The sequence below is a fragment of the Lentzea kristufekii genome (genome assembly GCF_033949925.1).
In the GTDB taxonomy this organism is placed as follows: domain Bacteria; phylum Actinomycetota; class Actinomycetes; order Mycobacteriales; family Pseudonocardiaceae; genus Lentzea; species Lentzea kristufekii.
Genome location: NZ_JAXAVV010000001.1, coordinates 423,040 through 437,158, shown reverse-complemented (window position 1 = coordinate 437,158; position 14,119 = coordinate 423,040). Strand labels below are relative to the sequence as shown.

The window sequence follows — 14,119 nt, the reverse complement described above, 5'->3', positions numbered from 1 at the left end:
AAGCTACATGTCATGCAGAAGCGCGCTCGGACCCTGTTGGTGTGGCTGCACGTCGTCACGTCCGTGGGCTGGCTCAGCCAGGCCGTGGCGTTGCTCGCCCTCGTGCTCTACGGCATGAAGACGGGCGACCTCAACGCGTTCAGGATGGCGCGCTACCTCGACCACGAGGTGCTGGCGATCATGGCCAACACCAGTGCGTTCAGCGGGTTCATGCTCAGCGCCACGACGCCGTGGGGTTACTTCCGGCACTGGTGGGTGCTCGCGAAGTTCGTGATCACGGTCAGCCAGCTCTACATCGGCGTCTTCATCCTGAGTGGCAACCTCCAGGAGGCCGTGAACGGGCACGTGACCGCGTGGATGCCCGTCGGCACGGGGCTCATGATCGGCGCGATCGCGTTCCAGGCGTGGCTCAGCGTCGCGAAGCCGTGGGGTCGCACACCGTGGGCGGACCCGAAGGTCAAGCTGCCCACGGCGAGCACGGCCACGTTCGTCGCGGCGCTGGTCATCCCGATGATCGACTTCGCGATCAGCCTGTGGCAGGGCAACCCGATGCCCCTGCTCATGCTGATCACGGTGATCGGCTACTCGATCAGGCGGGCCGCCAGGGCGAGACGCCGGTCGTCGGCCGCGTCGGGTCGTGGAAGCGCGGCAGGTCCGGCTCGTCGAGACGCAACGGCGCCAAGCCCTCGGTGATCGCGATCATGATCCGCTCGTGCGCGCGCCGGGCGTCGCCCATCGTCTCGGCCTTCAGGTCGGACAGCTCGACCGGCTTGCCGAAGTGGACCTTGAACGTCGGCCGCTTGCGCACCGCGCGCAGCCACGACGTCAGGTACGGCAGGAAGTCCTTCCAGCCGCTGACGTGCAGGTTGCCCCAGTACACGGCCTCATGCGCACCCCACTGACTGATGGGGATCACCGGAATACCGCCGCCCAAAGCCATGCGGGCGACACCGGTCTTGCCGCGCTCCGGCCACAGCCCGGGGTCGAGGCTGATCTTGCCCTCGGGGTAGACGGCGATCGGGTCGCCGCCCTTCTGCAACGCCGCGACGGCGCGGTGCATGGCCTCGCCCGCGTTCGCCGACCGCCGGTCGACGCGCAGGTGACCGCAGGCCTTCAGGGCCGGGCCCATGATCGGGGCGTCGAGCAGGCCGCCCGCGAGCATGAAGCGCGGGTTGACGCCGATCTTCCGGCAGGCCGCGATGAGCACCATCGGGTCGAGGTTGCCGATGTGGTTGGAGGCGAGCAGCAACGGCTTGCCGAGCAGCTCCGGCGGGATGTCGCCCGATACCTCGAGCTTGCCAGTCAGCGCGATCAGGCCCCGGTCGACCACCATGAGCATGCGCCAGAAAAGCGGTGTGGACACGCGGGGCAGCGTACGGCGTGTCGGAACGACTCCGTGCCCGATCGGGTGAACCATGAGGTTTCGCACGCGTCCTAGTTGCCAACGTGGCTGGTGAGGCGCGAGGGACTACCTTGTAGAAATGGCCGGGCGCACAGGGACTTCGAGAAAGACCACGTCACGCGGCAAAGCACCAGCCAAGCCGCGGGCGCGATCCAGCGCGTCCAGAAAACCCGCACCACGCAAGAAGAGCGGCGGCGCCATCAGTGCCGTGTGGGGCGCTTTGGGCCGTGGCGTCGGCAGTCTCGTGCGCACCGTCAGCCGTACCAAGGACCTTGATCCCGAACACCGCCGTGACGGCCTCGGACTGCTGTTGATCGCTCTCGCGGTCATCACCGGCGCCGGCGTGTGGTGGCAGGCCGGTGGACCGGTCGGGCAGTGGGTCGACGTCGCCGTGCGCAGCTCCGTCGGGTTCCCCGCGGTGATCGTGCCGGTCGTGCTGCTCGGCATCGGCGTCACGCTGATGCGCACCGACCCGAAGCCCGACGCGCGCCCGCGGCTGATCATCGGCTCGTTGCTGATGATGATCGGCGTGCTCGGCATGTTCCACCTCATCGGCGGCCTGCCGATGGACCCGCTGGAACGCCGCAGCGCCGGTGGTGCGCTGGGGTACCTGGCCGGAGGGTTCCTCGCCCAGGGCCTGACGCCGTGGGTCGCCGGGCCGTTGCTGTTCCTGATCTTCGGCTACGGCCTGCTGGTCGTGACGCACACGCCGATCCGCCAGGCACCCGAACGCATCCGCTCGTTGCTGCACCCCGGCACGTCGGCGACCGATGAGTCGCCGGAGGAAGAGCCGGTCGAGGAGCCGAAGCCGGTTCGCCTGCGCCGCCCGTCCCGCCGTCGCCAGGCCGTCGAACCCGTCGAGGACGAGCCGCAGGCCGAACTCCCGCTGGAGGAGCCCGCGGAGCCCGCCCCGAAGCCCGCGAAGGAGAAGAAGGCCCCCGCTCCCGCGATGGCCGTGCGCGCGGTCGAGGGCGAGTACCAGCTGCCGCCGCCGGACGTGCTCAAGGACGGCGACGCGCCGAAGACCCGCAGCAAGGCGAACGACCTCATGATCGAGGCGATCTCCGGCGTGCTGGACCAGTTCTCGATCGACGCCCAGGTCACCGGCTTCACCCGCGGCCCGACGGTGACGCGCTACGAGGTCGAGCTCGGCCCCGGCGTGAAGGTCGAGAAGATCACCGCGCTGACCAAGAACATCGCGTACGCCGTGGCGACCGACAACGTCCGCCTGCTGGCGCCGATCCCCGGCAAGTCCGCGGTCGGCATCGAGGTCCCGAACAGCGACCGCGAGATGGTGCGGCTGGGCGACGTGCTGCGCGCGCCGTCCACGGTCAAGGACACGCACCCGATGGTGATCGGCCTCGGCAAGGACATCGAGGGCCACATGGTCACCGCGAACCTGACGAAGATGCCGCACCTCCTGGTGGCGGGCTCCACGGGTTCCGGCAAGTCGTCGTTCGTGAACTCGATGCTGGTGTCGCTGCTGGCCCGCGCGACGCCCGACGAGGTCCGGATGATCCTCATCGACCCGAAGATGGTCGAGCTGACGCCGTACGAGGGCATCCCGCACCTGATCACGCCGATCATCACGCAGCCCAAGAAGGCGGCGGCGGCGCTGGCGTGGCTCGTCGAGGAGATGGAGCAGCGCTACCAGGACATGCAGGTCAACCGGGTGCGCCACGTCGACGACTTCAACCGCAAGGTGAAGTCCGGCGAGATCACCGCGCCGCCCGGTTCCGAGCGCGTCTACCGGCCCTACCCGTACATCATGGCGATCGTCGACGAGCTCGCCGACCTGATGATGACCGCACCACGCGACGTCGAGGACGCCATCGTCCGCATCACGCAGAAGGCCCGTGCGGCAGGCATCCACCTCGTGCTGGCGACGCAGCGCCCGTCCGTCGACGTCGTCACCGGCCTGATCAAGACGAACGTGCCGTCCCGCCTGGCGTTCGCGACGTCGTCCCTGACGGACTCGCGGGTCATCCTGGACCAGCCCGGCGCCGAGAAGCTGATCGGCATGGGCGACGCCCTGTACCTGCCGATGGGCGCCTCGAAGCCGGTGCGCATCCAGGGCGCGTTCGTGGGCGACGAGGAGATCTCGTCGATCGTCGAGTTCACCAAGAACCAGGCGCAGCCGGAGTACACCGACGGCGTCACGGCGCAGAAGGCCGGCGAGAAGAAGGAGATCGACGCCGACATCGGCGACGACCTGGAGCTGCTGGTGCAGGCGACCGAGCTGATCGTGACGTCGCAGTTCGGCTCGACGTCGATGCTGCAGCGCAAGCTGCGCGTCGGGTTCGCGAAGGCGGGGCGCCTCATGGACCTGCTGGAGACCCGCGGTGTGGTCGGGCCGTCCGAGGGCTCGAAGGCACGTGAGGTGCTGATCAAGCCGGACGAGCTGGAGTCCGTGATCTACCTGATGCGCGGAGGCGGCCCCGCCGACGAGGACTAGTCGGTACCGTCCGGGAACGGCTTGCTCACTCCAGCAGCAGCTGCACGGGATGATGAACGTCGTTCGGGCACGCCAGGAAGTTCAGCGCGCCGCCTCCCCCGAGGAGCTGCCAGCCCATGTGTGCGCTCTCCGGTCGGTCGCATTCGGTGCACTCGACCTCGTGCTCTGACAGCGCGAGAAGCTGGACGCGGAGGGTCCCGCACTCCGGGCACTCCGAGTCACCAGGACCCGCGGCGAACCACCGGGTCCAGCCGCCGATCTTGCTGGCGTCGCCGAAGGTCGGCCAACTGCGGTTGCCCGCGGGATCGACGCCGTCGTTGTTGAGAAATTCCAGCTCGTCCAACAGCTCGTGCGGCAGCTCGCACGTCCTCGGGTATTGGGTGGCACGGCACGGGTTGAACACGCACGGCCGGAACACGTACCTCGGGTCCACCAGGACCGGGGCGGGCTGGTCGTCCAGCGGATCGGTGACCTGGCTGGCCGCGCGCCACACGAGGCGGGCGTCCGGGCCGAAGATGTCCTCGTGCTCGATCGTGCACAGGAACACCTGCAGCAGGTCGGTGCCGTCCGGGAAGGGCAGTTCCGGGAAATCGGCCTGGTACAGCTGCGCACAGCCGGCGAACGGTGTGCGCAGGCCGCGGACCTGGTCGTCGGTGAGGTCGTAGTTGCCGACGTGGTCCGCGCCGTCGCAGTGCGGCCAGGGTTCGTCGTGCGGCCACAGCATCGGGCCGCCGAGGTGGCTCTCCGAGCGCTCGGCCTTGCCCGGTGAGGGGTGGAGGCGGACGACAGGGCGGGCCCAGGCGTCGATCCACGGTATTTCACGGCCGTTGTCAGTCGGTTTGATGCTCATTTATCTCGCTCCCCCAAGCTGACGCAGGGGTCCCCCTTGAGCGGGAACCCCTGCGTTTCAACGTACTCGGGAGGTCTGACAATCAGCGGCGCTCTACTTCAGGCCGGCGTTCTGGATGCTGGTCGCCGTGGAGCTCGCGGTGTTGCCGAACTCGCGCACCGCCGCGTAGTACAGGTCGGCGGTCCGCTTGCAGGCCCAGTTGGAGCCGCACTGCTGGTACATGTCGGACTTGAAGTTGTTGTCGATGCGCAGGCGGTTCGTCTCGTTCCACCGGCCCTGCCGCTTGTAGTTGCGGTAGCCGAAGTCGTGCCGGTGGCAGGTCGGCAGGAACTTGAAACCGAAGGGGTTGTCCGGCGAGTACGAACAGCCGTCGGACGACCAGTCGAGCTGACCGGCGTAGGGCTGTTGCGCGCGCAGTGTTGTGAACTGGCTGATGGTCTTCGAGTAGAGGTAGTCGTCGGTCACCGCGACGATGTCCACGGCGTGAGCCGGGGCGCCCGTGAAGATCAGGGCGATGGAGGCGGCGGCACCCACGAATGCCGAGCGCAGGGTCTTCGTCGACATGGCGAGCTCCTCGGAGTGTGAGCAGGGTCTCGCCAGTTGTAGCGGGTGATCGACTGTCCTCGGTAGACACGATCTGATGAACGTCAGGTGATCATGTGCCCGCACGCGATCGCGGTGGCCACGCGGAGTTCGCGGGGCAGGCCCAGCGCGTGCAGCATTTCGTTGTCCGCTACTCCGCCGAGCAGGTAGCCGCCGAGTTTCTGCTCCGCCAAACGGAGGCAGATGCTCTGCGCGGCGGCTCCTGCTTCGATCAGGCCGAAGCGGCCCGCGCGTTCGCCGTACTTCTCGAACGACTCCTTGTCCGTCAACACCAGGACGATCGTCAGCGGTGGCACCTCCGGCGTGCCGAGGATCTCGGCGAGGTTCGCCGGCGGCGGGCCGATGTCCTGCAGCGCGTGGCGGCGGATGTCGTAGCGGACCGCTCGGCCGTGCACGAACGCATAGCAGCGCAACGGGTTGAGGCCGCCCGCGGACGGACAGCTGTTGTCGGACAAGGCGCCCAGCACCGTGCCGAGTTGCTTGTCGGTCAGCGGCTTGTCCGAGAACTCCCGCGTGCTCCTGCGTGCCTGGAACAGCTTCTGCAGGCGGTCGTGCGGGCGGGGGAGGAGGACCGGTGCCGCGGGCAGCTCCAGCGGGTCGATCAGCTCCGGCTGAGGCCGGAAGTCCCGCAACCGGTCGCCGAGCCTGCGCTGGTGCAGTGGCGAGTACCGGCTCGCGGCCCAGAAGTCGTCGAACATCGGTGTCACCCCAGCGGATGCGGTGCGGGATTGGGGAACACGCCCGGTGAGGCGTGCGGGTAGCGCCGGCCGAGCTCGCGGGCGCGGCCGGCGAGGTGCGGCCAGCGGTGGTCCGAGTGCAGCGGCGCGAGGTCGGGGGACAGGACGCGGACGCAGTGCAGTCCGACGGCCGACAGTTCCGGCGTGGTGAGCTCGCGGTAGGCGAGCCGGACGTCCGCGCGGTCGAGGGCGTGCACGAGCTCGGTCAGTTCCGCTGCTGTGCCAAGGGATTCGGCGTCGCGCGGCGGGTCGGTCTCGAAGCCCGCGAACCACGGCAGCGCGTCCCACTCGTCCGGGTGTGTGGCGTAGTAGACGGCGTGCTCGTCGAAGTCGGTGACGTCCTCGACGGGCTGATCGCCGTTGCGCGCGAGCCACACCTCGATGAAGACGGTGCCCTGGACCCACTCCTCGTAGGCCTTCCGCACGGCCTCGGCGACCGTGGCGCGGCACGCCAGGCCGAGTGTGGGCCTCGGCTTGCCGGCGATCGGCAGCGAACCCGCGACGGCGACCACGGGGTGCGGGCTGTAGGCGGGCGTGAGGTCGAACGCCTGGGCGCCGTGCGGCAGGCCGGCGGCGAACCGCTGCGGTGCGATGGAGTGCAGCCACGTCGTGGTGAACGCGTCGCGCTCGACCAGTTCCTGGACGGCGCGCAGCAACGCGCTGGTCGTCGACGGACCGGCCGCCAGCCCCGACGAGGTCGCGGGCAGCCCGTGCGCGGCATCCAGCCCCACCAAACCGGCCGGCACGCGGATCGGTTCGTTGCCCGGCAAGGTCCACGCCCGCGTGTACGGGGTGTCGACGTATCCCTTGCGGTAGCGGTAACCCGGCGCCACCCGCTGCTCGACTGTGTGCAGGCTGAAGTGCTCCAACGGCCAGCACTCGCCGTCGGTGACGATCTCCAGCGATGCCCGTGCGGCGGCGTGCCGCTCCAGGGCCTCGGCGATCGCGGCGACCTTGCTGGTGCCGCCGGACGTACCGCCGGTGGCGAACGGCTCCGGCACCGCGGCCCAGCCCTCGACGTCCACATCGGACAGGCTGTGCGGCACGGGATGCAGCTGCGACACCACGCCCTGCCGCCAGCCGACCGCGCGCTCGATCAGCGCCTCCGCGACGGTCTTCACCGCTTGGCCCGGTAGTGCCGGAAGAGCCAGTACCCGAGCGCCAGCGCCCCGCCGACGTACAACACACCGACGACCCACGCGGCTGCCTCGCCGATGGTGGCGATCGGCCCCAGCGCGAACAGGACGACGAACGGCTCCAGGCACCACAGCACGGCCCAGCCGAGCAACCGGACCACGCTTCCCACCGGGTTCGGCGACTGGGCGATGAACCCCGCGGCGACGGCCCAGGCGAGCGCCGCCGCGAAGCCGCCGAGCCACCAGCCCCAGTGGACGTCGAAGACCGCGCCCATCGTGGCGAACGGCAGCACGACGACCAGCAACGGGAAGATCGCGGCGGGCAGGACGAGCAGGCTGCGAGGCCGGGAGAGCTCTTTCGTCTCCTCGTACAGCGCCGCCGGGATCTGCACGGCCGCGCCGACCGAGGAAACCGCACAGCAGCAACAACAACAGCAACAGGTGGGCGTCGCAGCGTTCGCGGCGGCCGCACCGGGTGAGAACTGGTCAGGTAACCGTACTGCCGTCGCGTTCAAGGTTCCCCCAAGGAAGTGACACGCGCCCGAACTCGACCGTCGGGCAGATCTCGCAGCCGGCCGCGGGCAGCACGCTCTCGCGCGTCGTCGTGAAGTCGTCGAGGTTGACGGTCACGACCGTGTCCAGCAGGGCGAGCGAACCGCTCTGGATGTTCTGAACCGCTTGCAGGGCAAGGGAGATCGGGAACTCGTGGGACATCGCCGCCGGTTGCGGAGGAGGCGGCGGATCCCCCCACCGCCTCCCCGCCCGCACCGCGAGGCACGCCAGGCACGCGCCGGCACCGGGCACCACGAAGGGCCCGACGGCGGCGGTGTGGTGGTACGCGAGGTCCAGCAACAGGTGCGGGACCGTCGTCTCGCGCGCCACCTCGATCAGGTCGACCAACGTGCCGGTCGTCCGCACGACGAGCAGGAGGTCCGGATCCTCGTTGTGCGGCAACAGCTCTACCAGCCCGGCGGGCGCATCCCCGACGACGCGCGTGCCGACCCCCATCGGCTTGACGTCCTCGGCGGGCAACCCTGCCGGGCGGAGAGCGCCCAGGGTCCTCAGCTGGGCCACGTGCCGGCGAACCGGTTCCCCCAACCGGCTCTCGTCGACCGTTCGAGCCACTCCCCTCGACACCGGCTCGAACAGGCCGGCCAGCGCCACGGCCACCGCCCTGGGCAGGTCTGGAATCAGGTACGCGAGATCGGCTCCCGCGTAGACGACAAGGCCTTCGTCACGAACTTGGGCGTGCCAGGCGGGATCAGCGACCAGGCTCATCCTCGTCCCCCCGTTTCAGGAAGTTCTCGATCTCCTGCTCGCTCGGCAGATCCCCCGCCGGGTCCATGAGGTTCTCGGCGATCGGCGGCAACGGCTGCTCGGCCCACGCGGGCTGGTAGTCGTCGCTGGGCAGCAACCCGTGCCGTGACGCGAACTCCTCGGCCGCGTCCCGGATCGACTCCCGCAGCGTCCCCACCACCGCGGTCTCCGCCGTGTACGTCAGCTCGACGAGCAACGCCCGCACGTTCTCCAGCTGGTTCTCGTCACCGGCCTTGCGTGCGAGCTCCGGCCAGAACTGCCGTTCGAACAACCGCACGAAGTCCGCCGCCACCGCGTCGGTCGCCGTGCGCAGGCGCGTGAAGCTGTCCATCACGTCATCGCTGGGCACCCTGAGGCCGGCAAGCCTGCCGCCCGCTTCGAGTGCCCAGCGACGCGTGTGCGGCCAGCCGTACTTCCACCGCACCAAGCCCAACCGCATAGCCCGGAGGAGGAGTCGCGGTTGGACGTCTCCCGTCGGAATCAGGTGCTTGATGTCGCGCACCTTGATCCGAACCCAGTCGTCGGGCCCCTCGGCCTCGCTGAAGCCGAGAACCGCGGCGACCGACTCGCCCTTTTCCCGTGCCGAGATCAGTTCCGCGATCGCGGGCAGCGAGAACCCCCGCTGCTGCAACCGCTGCACCAACGTCAACCGCTCGACGTGCGAGGCGTCGTAGTACGCCACGCGCCCCTGCCGTCTCGGCGCGTGCAGCACACCCTTCGTCTGGTACATGCGAATGGTGCTGCTGGGCAGGCCGGTCCGGGCGGCGAGCTCGTCGATGGTGAGCGATTCGGGCACGGTCAGAGCTTGGCCGCTCACAGTTAGTCGAGTCAAGACTCTTCGAGTGATTACTCGAAGAGTTACAACTCCAGGAGCATCCGGCTGTTGCCGAGCGTGTTCGGCTTCACGTAGCTCAGGTCGAGGAACTCGGCGACGCCCTCGTCCACCGACCGCATGATCTCCTCGTAGACCTCGGGGCTCACCGGTGTGCCCTCGATCTCGACGAAGCCGTGCTTGCTGAAGAACTTGGTCTCGAACGTCAGCACGAAGATCCGCCCGAGCTGCAGCTCCCTGGCGGTGGCGATGAGCTGCGCCACGATCCGGTGCCCCACGCCGCGGCCGAGCGCCATCGGCGACACGGCGACCGACCTGATCTCGGCCAGGTCCTCCCACATCACGTGCAGGGCGCCGCAGCCCAGCAGCTCGCCGTCCTGCTCGGCCACCCAGAACTCCTGGACCGCCTCGTACAGCGTGACCAGCGGTTTGGTCAGCAGAACCTTGCCGGCATACCCGTCGATCAGCGCCTTCATGGCGCGCACATCACTGGTGCGGGCACGCCGCACGACTACCCCACTGGTCACAACCGTCAAGTATGAGGTGGGCACGATTCCGGTCTGACAGCCCGACCCGGTTACTCTGAGCGCCGTGTCTTCTCCCACCACTCCGCGACGCGTGTCGCTGCTGACCCTGGGCTGTGCCCGCAACGAGGTCGACTCCGAAGAACTCGCCGGGCGCCTCGGCGAGGGCGGCTGGGAGCTGGTGGACGAGGGCGCGGACGTCGTCGTCGTCAACACGTGCGGCTTCGTCGAGCAGGCGAAGAAGGACTCGGTCGACACGCTGCTCGCCGCCTCCGACACCGGCGCCAAGGTCGTCGCGGTCGGGTGCATGGCGGAGCGCTACGGCAAGGAGCTCGCGGACAGCCTTCCCGAGGCGGCCGCGGTCCTGGGCTTCGACCAGTACAACGACCTGGCCGAGCGCCTGCAGGACGTGCTGCACGGCAAGCCGGTCGAGTCGCACGTGCCGGTGGACCGCCGCACGCTGCTGCCGATCACGCCGGTCAAGCGCCAGGAGGCCAAGGACGGCGTCCAGGTCCCCGGCCACGGCTGGGGGCCGACCAAGGTCCAGCGCAAGCGGCTCGACGACGCTCCCGTGGCGCCGTTGAAGATCGCGTCGGGCTGTGACCGGCGGTGCAGCTTCTGCGCCATCCCGAGCTTCCGCGGCGCGTTCGTGTCGCGGCTCCCGGACGAGATCGTCTCCGAGGCCATGTGGCTCGCCGAGAACGGCGTCAAGGAGCTGTTCCTCGTCAGCGAGAACTCCACGAGCTACGGCAAGGACCTGCCCCGCGACCAGGGCGCCCTCGAACAGCTCCTCCCGCGGCTGGCGTCCATCCCCGGCGTCGAGCGGGTGCGGGTCAGCTACCTGCAGCCGGCCGAGACGAAGCCGAGCCTCGTGGCCGCGATCGCGAAGACCGAGAAGGTCGCGAACTACTTCGACATGTCGTTCCAGCACTCCAGCGAGAACGTGCTGCGGCGCATGCGCCGGTTCGGCGACACGGACAGCTTCCTCAAGCTCGTGTGGCAGATCCGCGAGCACGCGCCCGAGGCCGGCATCCGCAGCAACTTCATCGTCGGCTTCCCCGGCGAGACCGAGGCCGACCTGCAGGAACTGGAGCGCTTCCTCACCGAGGCGCGCCTGGACGCGGTCGGCATCTTCGGGTACTCCGACGAGGACGGCACGGAGGCCGAGAACCTCGACGGCAAGCTCGACGCGGACACCATCGCGGAGCGCGTGCAGCGGATCGGCAACCTCGTCGAGGAGCTGACGAGCCAGCGCGCCGAGGACCGGGTCGGCACCGAGGTCGTCGTGCTGATCGAGCACGAGGAGGACGAGGAGAGCGACTGCGTCGGCCGGGCCGAGCACCAGGCGCCCGAGGTCGACGGCGAGTGCATCGTGCTCGAAGCCGAGGGCCTCAAGCGCGGCGACTTCGTGCGTTGCCGCGTGGTCGACTCCGAGGGCGTGGACCTGATCGTCGAGGTAGTCCCGACATGACGGAAGCCCGGAAGGTCCCGCTGCTCAACGTCGCGAACATCCTCACGATGGCGCGGCTGGCGCTCGTTCCGGTCTTCCTGTTCTCCCTGTTCGAAGCGGGCGGCTTCGACACGACGTGGCGCCTCATCGCGTTCGGGATCTTCGCCGTCGCGAGCTTCACCGACCACATCGACGGCACGCTCGCGCGCAAGCACGGGCTGATCACCGACTTCGGCAAGATCGCCGACCCGATCGCGGACAAGGCCCTGACCGGGTCCGCTCTGGTCGGCCTGAGCATCCTCGACGTGCTGCCGTGGTGGATCACGATCACCATCGCCGTGCGCGAGGTCGGCATCACGCTGCTGAGGTTCTGGGTGATCCGCTACGGCGTCATCCCGGCCAGTCGCGGCGGCAAGGCCAAGACGCTGGCGCAGGTCATCGCGATCGGGCTGTTCGTGCTCCCGCAGAACGACGTGCTGGAGGTCATCGCGTGGGCGATCATGGCCGTCGCGCTCGTGCTCACCATCGTCACGGGAATCGATTACGTCATCCGGGCGTTCAAGATGAAGGCAAGAGCAGGCCGGGCCGTGCTGTGACAGACGTCGTCGGACTGCTCAAAGCGAGGAACCAGACCGTCGCCACGGCCGAGTCGCTCACCGCGGGTCTGCTGTGCGCGACGATCGTCGACACACCGGGGGCGAGTGCCGTGGTCCGCGGTGGGTTGATCGTCTACGCCACCGAGCTCAAGCACGAGCTCGCGGGCGTGGATCAGCAGTTGCTCGACGAGCACGGTGCCGTGCACCCCGACGTCGCGGTCCAACTGGCCGAGGGTGCCCGGAAGCGGTGCCGTTCGGACTGGGGGATCGGGCTCACCGGAGTCGCCGGCCCCGATCCGCAGGACGGTGTCGCTCCGGGGACGGTCCACATCGGCTTGAGCGGGCCTGGAGTGTCCACAGTGCGGACAATCACGGTGAGTGGCGACCGCAGAGCGGTCCGTTCCGGTGCCGTGGAAAAAGCCCTGGTCCTGCTGTCGGATCACCTGCTGATGACCGAGGACGGGAACTAATGATGACTCCGCGTTCGTTCGCCCTTGGCGGACGTGTTCGGAAGTCAGTGCCCGTTGTCGGTGTCGATCGGTAACGTAGGGACACGGCCGGCCGGAAGGAGGCGCGCGATGACCGTGCTGCTACGCGAGGCGATCGGTGATCGACTTCGCCATGCCCGCACCAACCAACGCCGCACGCTGCGCGAGGTCTCTCGGACCGCCCGCGTGAGCCTGGGGTACCTGTCCGAGGTGGAGCGCGGCCGCAAAGAGGCGTCCAGCGAACTCCTCGCGGCCATCTGTGACGCGTTGGAACTGCCCCTGTCCGAGTTGCTGCACCACGTCGCCTCCGACATCGGCGCCGTCCAGCAGACGCCGGACACGGTGCCCGACACCGTCCCGGACGGGCGAACGGAGCGGGGCAAGCTGGAGGGTGGCCGTGTGCTGCCGTCCACGCTGTCGGACGACCTGTCCGACCTGCGGCTGCAGCCCATGCTCAGTCACAGGCTCACGAGCAAGATCGGCGAGACTCCCAAAGCAGTCGTCGCGGCATAACCCCGTGTACTCAGCCGACCCCGCTCGCCCGATGGCGAGCGGGGTCGCCTGCATTCGGGTGATCCCAGCCGTCTGTGGCCCCCGCCACGTGACGGTGTGCAACAAGATTGCGTCCTCGGACGTTCAACTGACAACGACGGCAGCGTGCTGGACGGCAGGCAACGGCTTGGCATCGGCACGCTGGGTCACCGCGTCTCCGGGCGCGGGTGCGGGCAGGATTGGCACGTCGTCAGGCGTGTACTCCTAAGTCCCGGGGTGGGTCAGGGTGTTCCCGGATATCTCCCCATGTCGGTGGATACGCCGACGAACAATTGAGACGATGGATCCAACACCGGCACCGAGAAGGCAGGCGTAGGAGATGGCCAGTCCGTTCGTTAAGTTCTGGAAGTACCTGATGGCGTCGTTCTCGTCGAAGATCGACGAGCACGCTGACCCGAAGGTGCAGATCCAGCAGGCCATCGAGGAGGCGCAGCGGCAGCACCAGGCCCTCTCGCAGCAGGCTGCGGCCGTCATCGGCAACCAGCGTCAGCTGGAGATGAAGCTGAACCGCCAGCTGGGCGATGTGGAGAAGCTGCAGGCCTCCGCGCGTCAGGCGCTCGTGCTCGCCGACGAGGCGCGCTCGAAGGGCGATGAGCAGAAGGCGACTCAGTTCGAGAACGCCGCGCAGGGTTTCGCCACCCAGCTCGTCACCGCCGAGCAGGGCATCGAGGACCTCAAGACGCTGCACGACCAGTCGTTGCAGGCCGCCGCGCAGGCCAAGCAGGCGGTCGAGCGCAACGCGATGATGCTGCAGCAGAGGCTGGCCGAGCGCACCAAGCTCCTCAGCCAGCTGGAGCAGGCCAAGATGCAGGAGCAGGTCTCCGCGTCGCTGAACCAGATGAGCGAACTCGCCGCGCCGGGCAACGTACCGTCGCTGGAAGAGGTTCGCGACAAGATCGAGAAGCGCTACTCGACGGCCCTCGGGTCCGCCGAGCTCGCCCAGAACTCCGTGCAGGGCCGGATGCTCGAGGTGCAGGCCTCGACCACCCAGCTGGCCGGCTCGTCGCGTCTGGAGCAGATCCGCGCCTCGATGCACGGCGGTCAGGCGAACACGCCGCAGCAGGTGACCGCGGGCAACAGCGCCGCCGCGCAGATCCAGGCCGAGATCGCGCAGCGCGTCCAGTCAGAGCAGAAGACCACGCAGCAGCAGGTCCCGCCCGCCCAGAACTGATGGGCG

16 protein-coding genes are annotated in these 14,119 nt (G+C 68.8%); 7 read left to right on the top strand and 9 right to left on the bottom strand.

What is annotated here, in order from left to right:
• The first annotated feature begins 12 nt into the window (after nt 1–12).
• A complete protein-coding gene (locus SK571_RS02135; protein ID WP_319982302.1) occupies nt 13–693 on the top strand; it encodes a hypothetical protein in 681 nt (226 codons plus the stop codon).
• Here the strand turns inward: SK571_RS02135 and SK571_RS02130 are convergent.
• Complete coding sequence (locus tag SK571_RS02130) at nt 590–1,339, bottom strand: lysophospholipid acyltransferase family protein (RefSeq protein WP_319982549.1); 750 nt, start codon at nt 1,337–1,339, stop codon at nt 590–592. The genes SK571_RS02135 and SK571_RS02130 overlap by 104 nt on opposite strands.
• Nucleotides 1,340–1,481: 142 nt before the next feature.
• On the opposite strand from SK571_RS02130, the gene SK571_RS02125 reads away from it, so the two are divergent.
• Entirely contained in the window at nt 1,482–3,857 is a 2,376-nt protein-coding gene (locus SK571_RS02125) for an FtsK/SpoIIIE family DNA translocase (protein WP_319982301.1), read from the top strand.
• 25 nt (nt 3,858–3,882) lie between these two features.
• On the opposite strand, the gene SK571_RS02120 is transcribed toward SK571_RS02125, so the two are convergent.
• The 8 genes from SK571_RS02120 to SK571_RS02085 form a co-directional block, all read right to left on the bottom strand.
• Nucleotides 3,883–4,707 carry a YwqG family protein gene (locus SK571_RS02120; RefSeq protein ID WP_319982300.1) on the bottom strand — a complete coding sequence of 275 codons (825 nt, stop codon included), beginning with the start codon at nt 4,705–4,707 and terminating at the stop codon, nt 3,883–3,885.
• Between the two features lie 93 nt (nt 4,708–4,800).
• Nucleotides 4,801–5,271, bottom strand: a complete 471-nt coding sequence (locus SK571_RS02115) for a phospholipase (RefSeq protein ID WP_319982299.1) — start codon at nt 5,269–5,271, stop codon at nt 4,801–4,803.
• A gap of 83 nt (nt 5,272–5,354) precedes the next feature.
• On the bottom strand, nt 5,355–6,008 hold the full coding sequence (locus SK571_RS02110; protein WP_319982298.1) for a nitroreductase family protein: 654 nt from the start codon (nt 6,006–6,008) through the stop codon (nt 5,355–5,357).
• Nucleotides 6,009–6,013: 5 nt separating this feature from the next.
• A complete protein-coding gene (locus SK571_RS02105) occupies nt 6,014–7,168 on the bottom strand; it encodes a YcaO-like family protein (protein WP_319982297.1) in 1,155 nt (384 codons plus the stop codon).
• Nucleotides 7,165–7,575: a hypothetical protein gene (locus SK571_RS02100; RefSeq protein ID WP_319982296.1), complete on the bottom strand. Its 411-nt coding sequence runs from the start codon at nt 7,573–7,575 to the stop codon at nt 7,165–7,167. The genes SK571_RS02105 and SK571_RS02100 overlap by 4 nt, the downstream gene beginning before the upstream one ends.
• A 94-nt stretch (nt 7,576–7,669) precedes the next feature.
• Nucleotides 7,670–8,461, bottom strand: a complete 792-nt coding sequence (locus SK571_RS02095) for a hypothetical protein (protein WP_319982295.1) — start codon at nt 8,459–8,461, stop codon at nt 7,670–7,672.
• Nucleotides 8,445–9,296, bottom strand: coding sequence for a MerR family transcriptional regulator (locus SK571_RS02090; RefSeq protein WP_319982294.1), 852 nt, complete (start codon nt 9,294–9,296; stop codon nt 8,445–8,447). Before SK571_RS02090 ends, SK571_RS02095 begins: the two co-directional genes overlap by 17 nt.
• A gap of 62 nt (nt 9,297–9,358) precedes the next feature.
• Entirely contained in the window at nt 9,359–9,859 is a 501-nt protein-coding gene (locus SK571_RS02085; RefSeq protein WP_266043317.1) for an amino-acid N-acetyltransferase, read from the bottom strand.
• A 64-nt stretch (nt 9,860–9,923) separates the two neighbouring features.
• Here SK571_RS02085 and rimO point away from each other — a divergent pair, with 64 nt between their 5' ends.
• The 5 genes from rimO (at nt 9,924) to SK571_RS02060 (ending at nt 14,113) form a co-directional block, all read left to right on the top strand.
• On the top strand, nt 9,924–11,327 hold the full coding sequence (gene rimO, locus SK571_RS02080) for a 30S ribosomal protein S12 methylthiotransferase RimO (RefSeq protein ID WP_319982293.1): 1,404 nt from the start codon (nt 9,924–9,926) through the stop codon (nt 11,325–11,327).
• Nucleotides 11,324–11,902: a CDP-diacylglycerol--glycerol-3-phosphate 3-phosphatidyltransferase gene (pgsA, locus tag SK571_RS02075; protein ID WP_319982292.1), complete on the top strand. Its 579-nt coding sequence runs from the start codon at nt 11,324–11,326 to the stop codon at nt 11,900–11,902. Before rimO ends, pgsA begins: the two co-directional genes overlap by 4 nt.
• The gene (locus tag SK571_RS02070; RefSeq protein WP_319982291.1) at nt 11,899–12,372 is read left to right on the top strand and encodes a CinA family protein; all 474 of its coding nucleotides are present in this window, start codon (nt 11,899–11,901) and stop codon (nt 12,370–12,372) included. The genes pgsA and SK571_RS02070 overlap by 4 nt, the downstream gene beginning before the upstream one ends.
• 108 nt (nt 12,373–12,480) lie before the next feature.
• Nucleotides 12,481–12,903, top strand: a complete 423-nt coding sequence (locus tag SK571_RS02065; protein WP_266043321.1) for a helix-turn-helix domain-containing protein — start codon at nt 12,481–12,483, stop codon at nt 12,901–12,903.
• A 358-nt stretch (nt 12,904–13,261) separates the two neighbouring features.
• Nucleotides 13,262–14,113, top strand: a complete 852-nt coding sequence (locus SK571_RS02060) for a PspA/IM30 family protein (protein WP_030479505.1) — start codon at nt 13,262–13,264, stop codon at nt 14,111–14,113.
• Nucleotides 14,114–14,119 lie beyond the last annotated feature (6 nt).

Bases quoted from the DNA above. Each gene is read 5' to 3' on its own strand.
- SK571_RS02110 (WP_319982298.1), bottom strand. From the start codon at position 6,008: ATGTTCGACGACTTCTGGGCCGCGAGCCGGTACTCGCCACTGCACCAG.
- SK571_RS02120 (WP_319982300.1), bottom strand. From the start codon at position 4,707: ATGAGCATCAAACCGACTGACAACGGCCGTGAAATACCGTGGATCGAC.
- SK571_RS02095 (WP_319982295.1), bottom strand. From the start codon at position 8,461: ATGAGCCTGGTCGCTGATCCCGCCTGGCACGCCCAAGTTCGTGACGAA.
- SK571_RS02135 (WP_319982302.1), top strand. From the start codon at position 13: ATGCAGAAGCGCGCTCGGACCCTGTTGGTGTGGCTGCACGTCGTCACG.
- SK571_RS02060 (WP_030479505.1), top strand. From the start codon at position 13,262: ATGGCCAGTCCGTTCGTTAAGTTCTGGAAGTACCTGATGGCGTCGTTC.
- SK571_RS02130 (WP_319982549.1), bottom strand. From the start codon at position 1,339: ATGCTCATGGTGGTCGACCGGGGCCTGATCGCGCTGACTGGCAAGCTC.
- SK571_RS02125 (WP_319982301.1), top strand. From the start codon at position 1,482: ATGGCCGGGCGCACAGGGACTTCGAGAAAGACCACGTCACGCGGCAAA.
- SK571_RS02115 (WP_319982299.1), bottom strand. From the start codon at position 5,271: ATGTCGACGAAGACCCTGCGCTCGGCATTCGTGGGTGCCGCCGCCTCC.
- SK571_RS02065 (WP_266043321.1), top strand. From the start codon at position 12,481: ATGACCGTGCTGCTACGCGAGGCGATCGGTGATCGACTTCGCCATGCC.
- pgsA (WP_319982292.1), top strand. From the start codon at position 11,324: ATGACGGAAGCCCGGAAGGTCCCGCTGCTCAACGTCGCGAACATCCTC.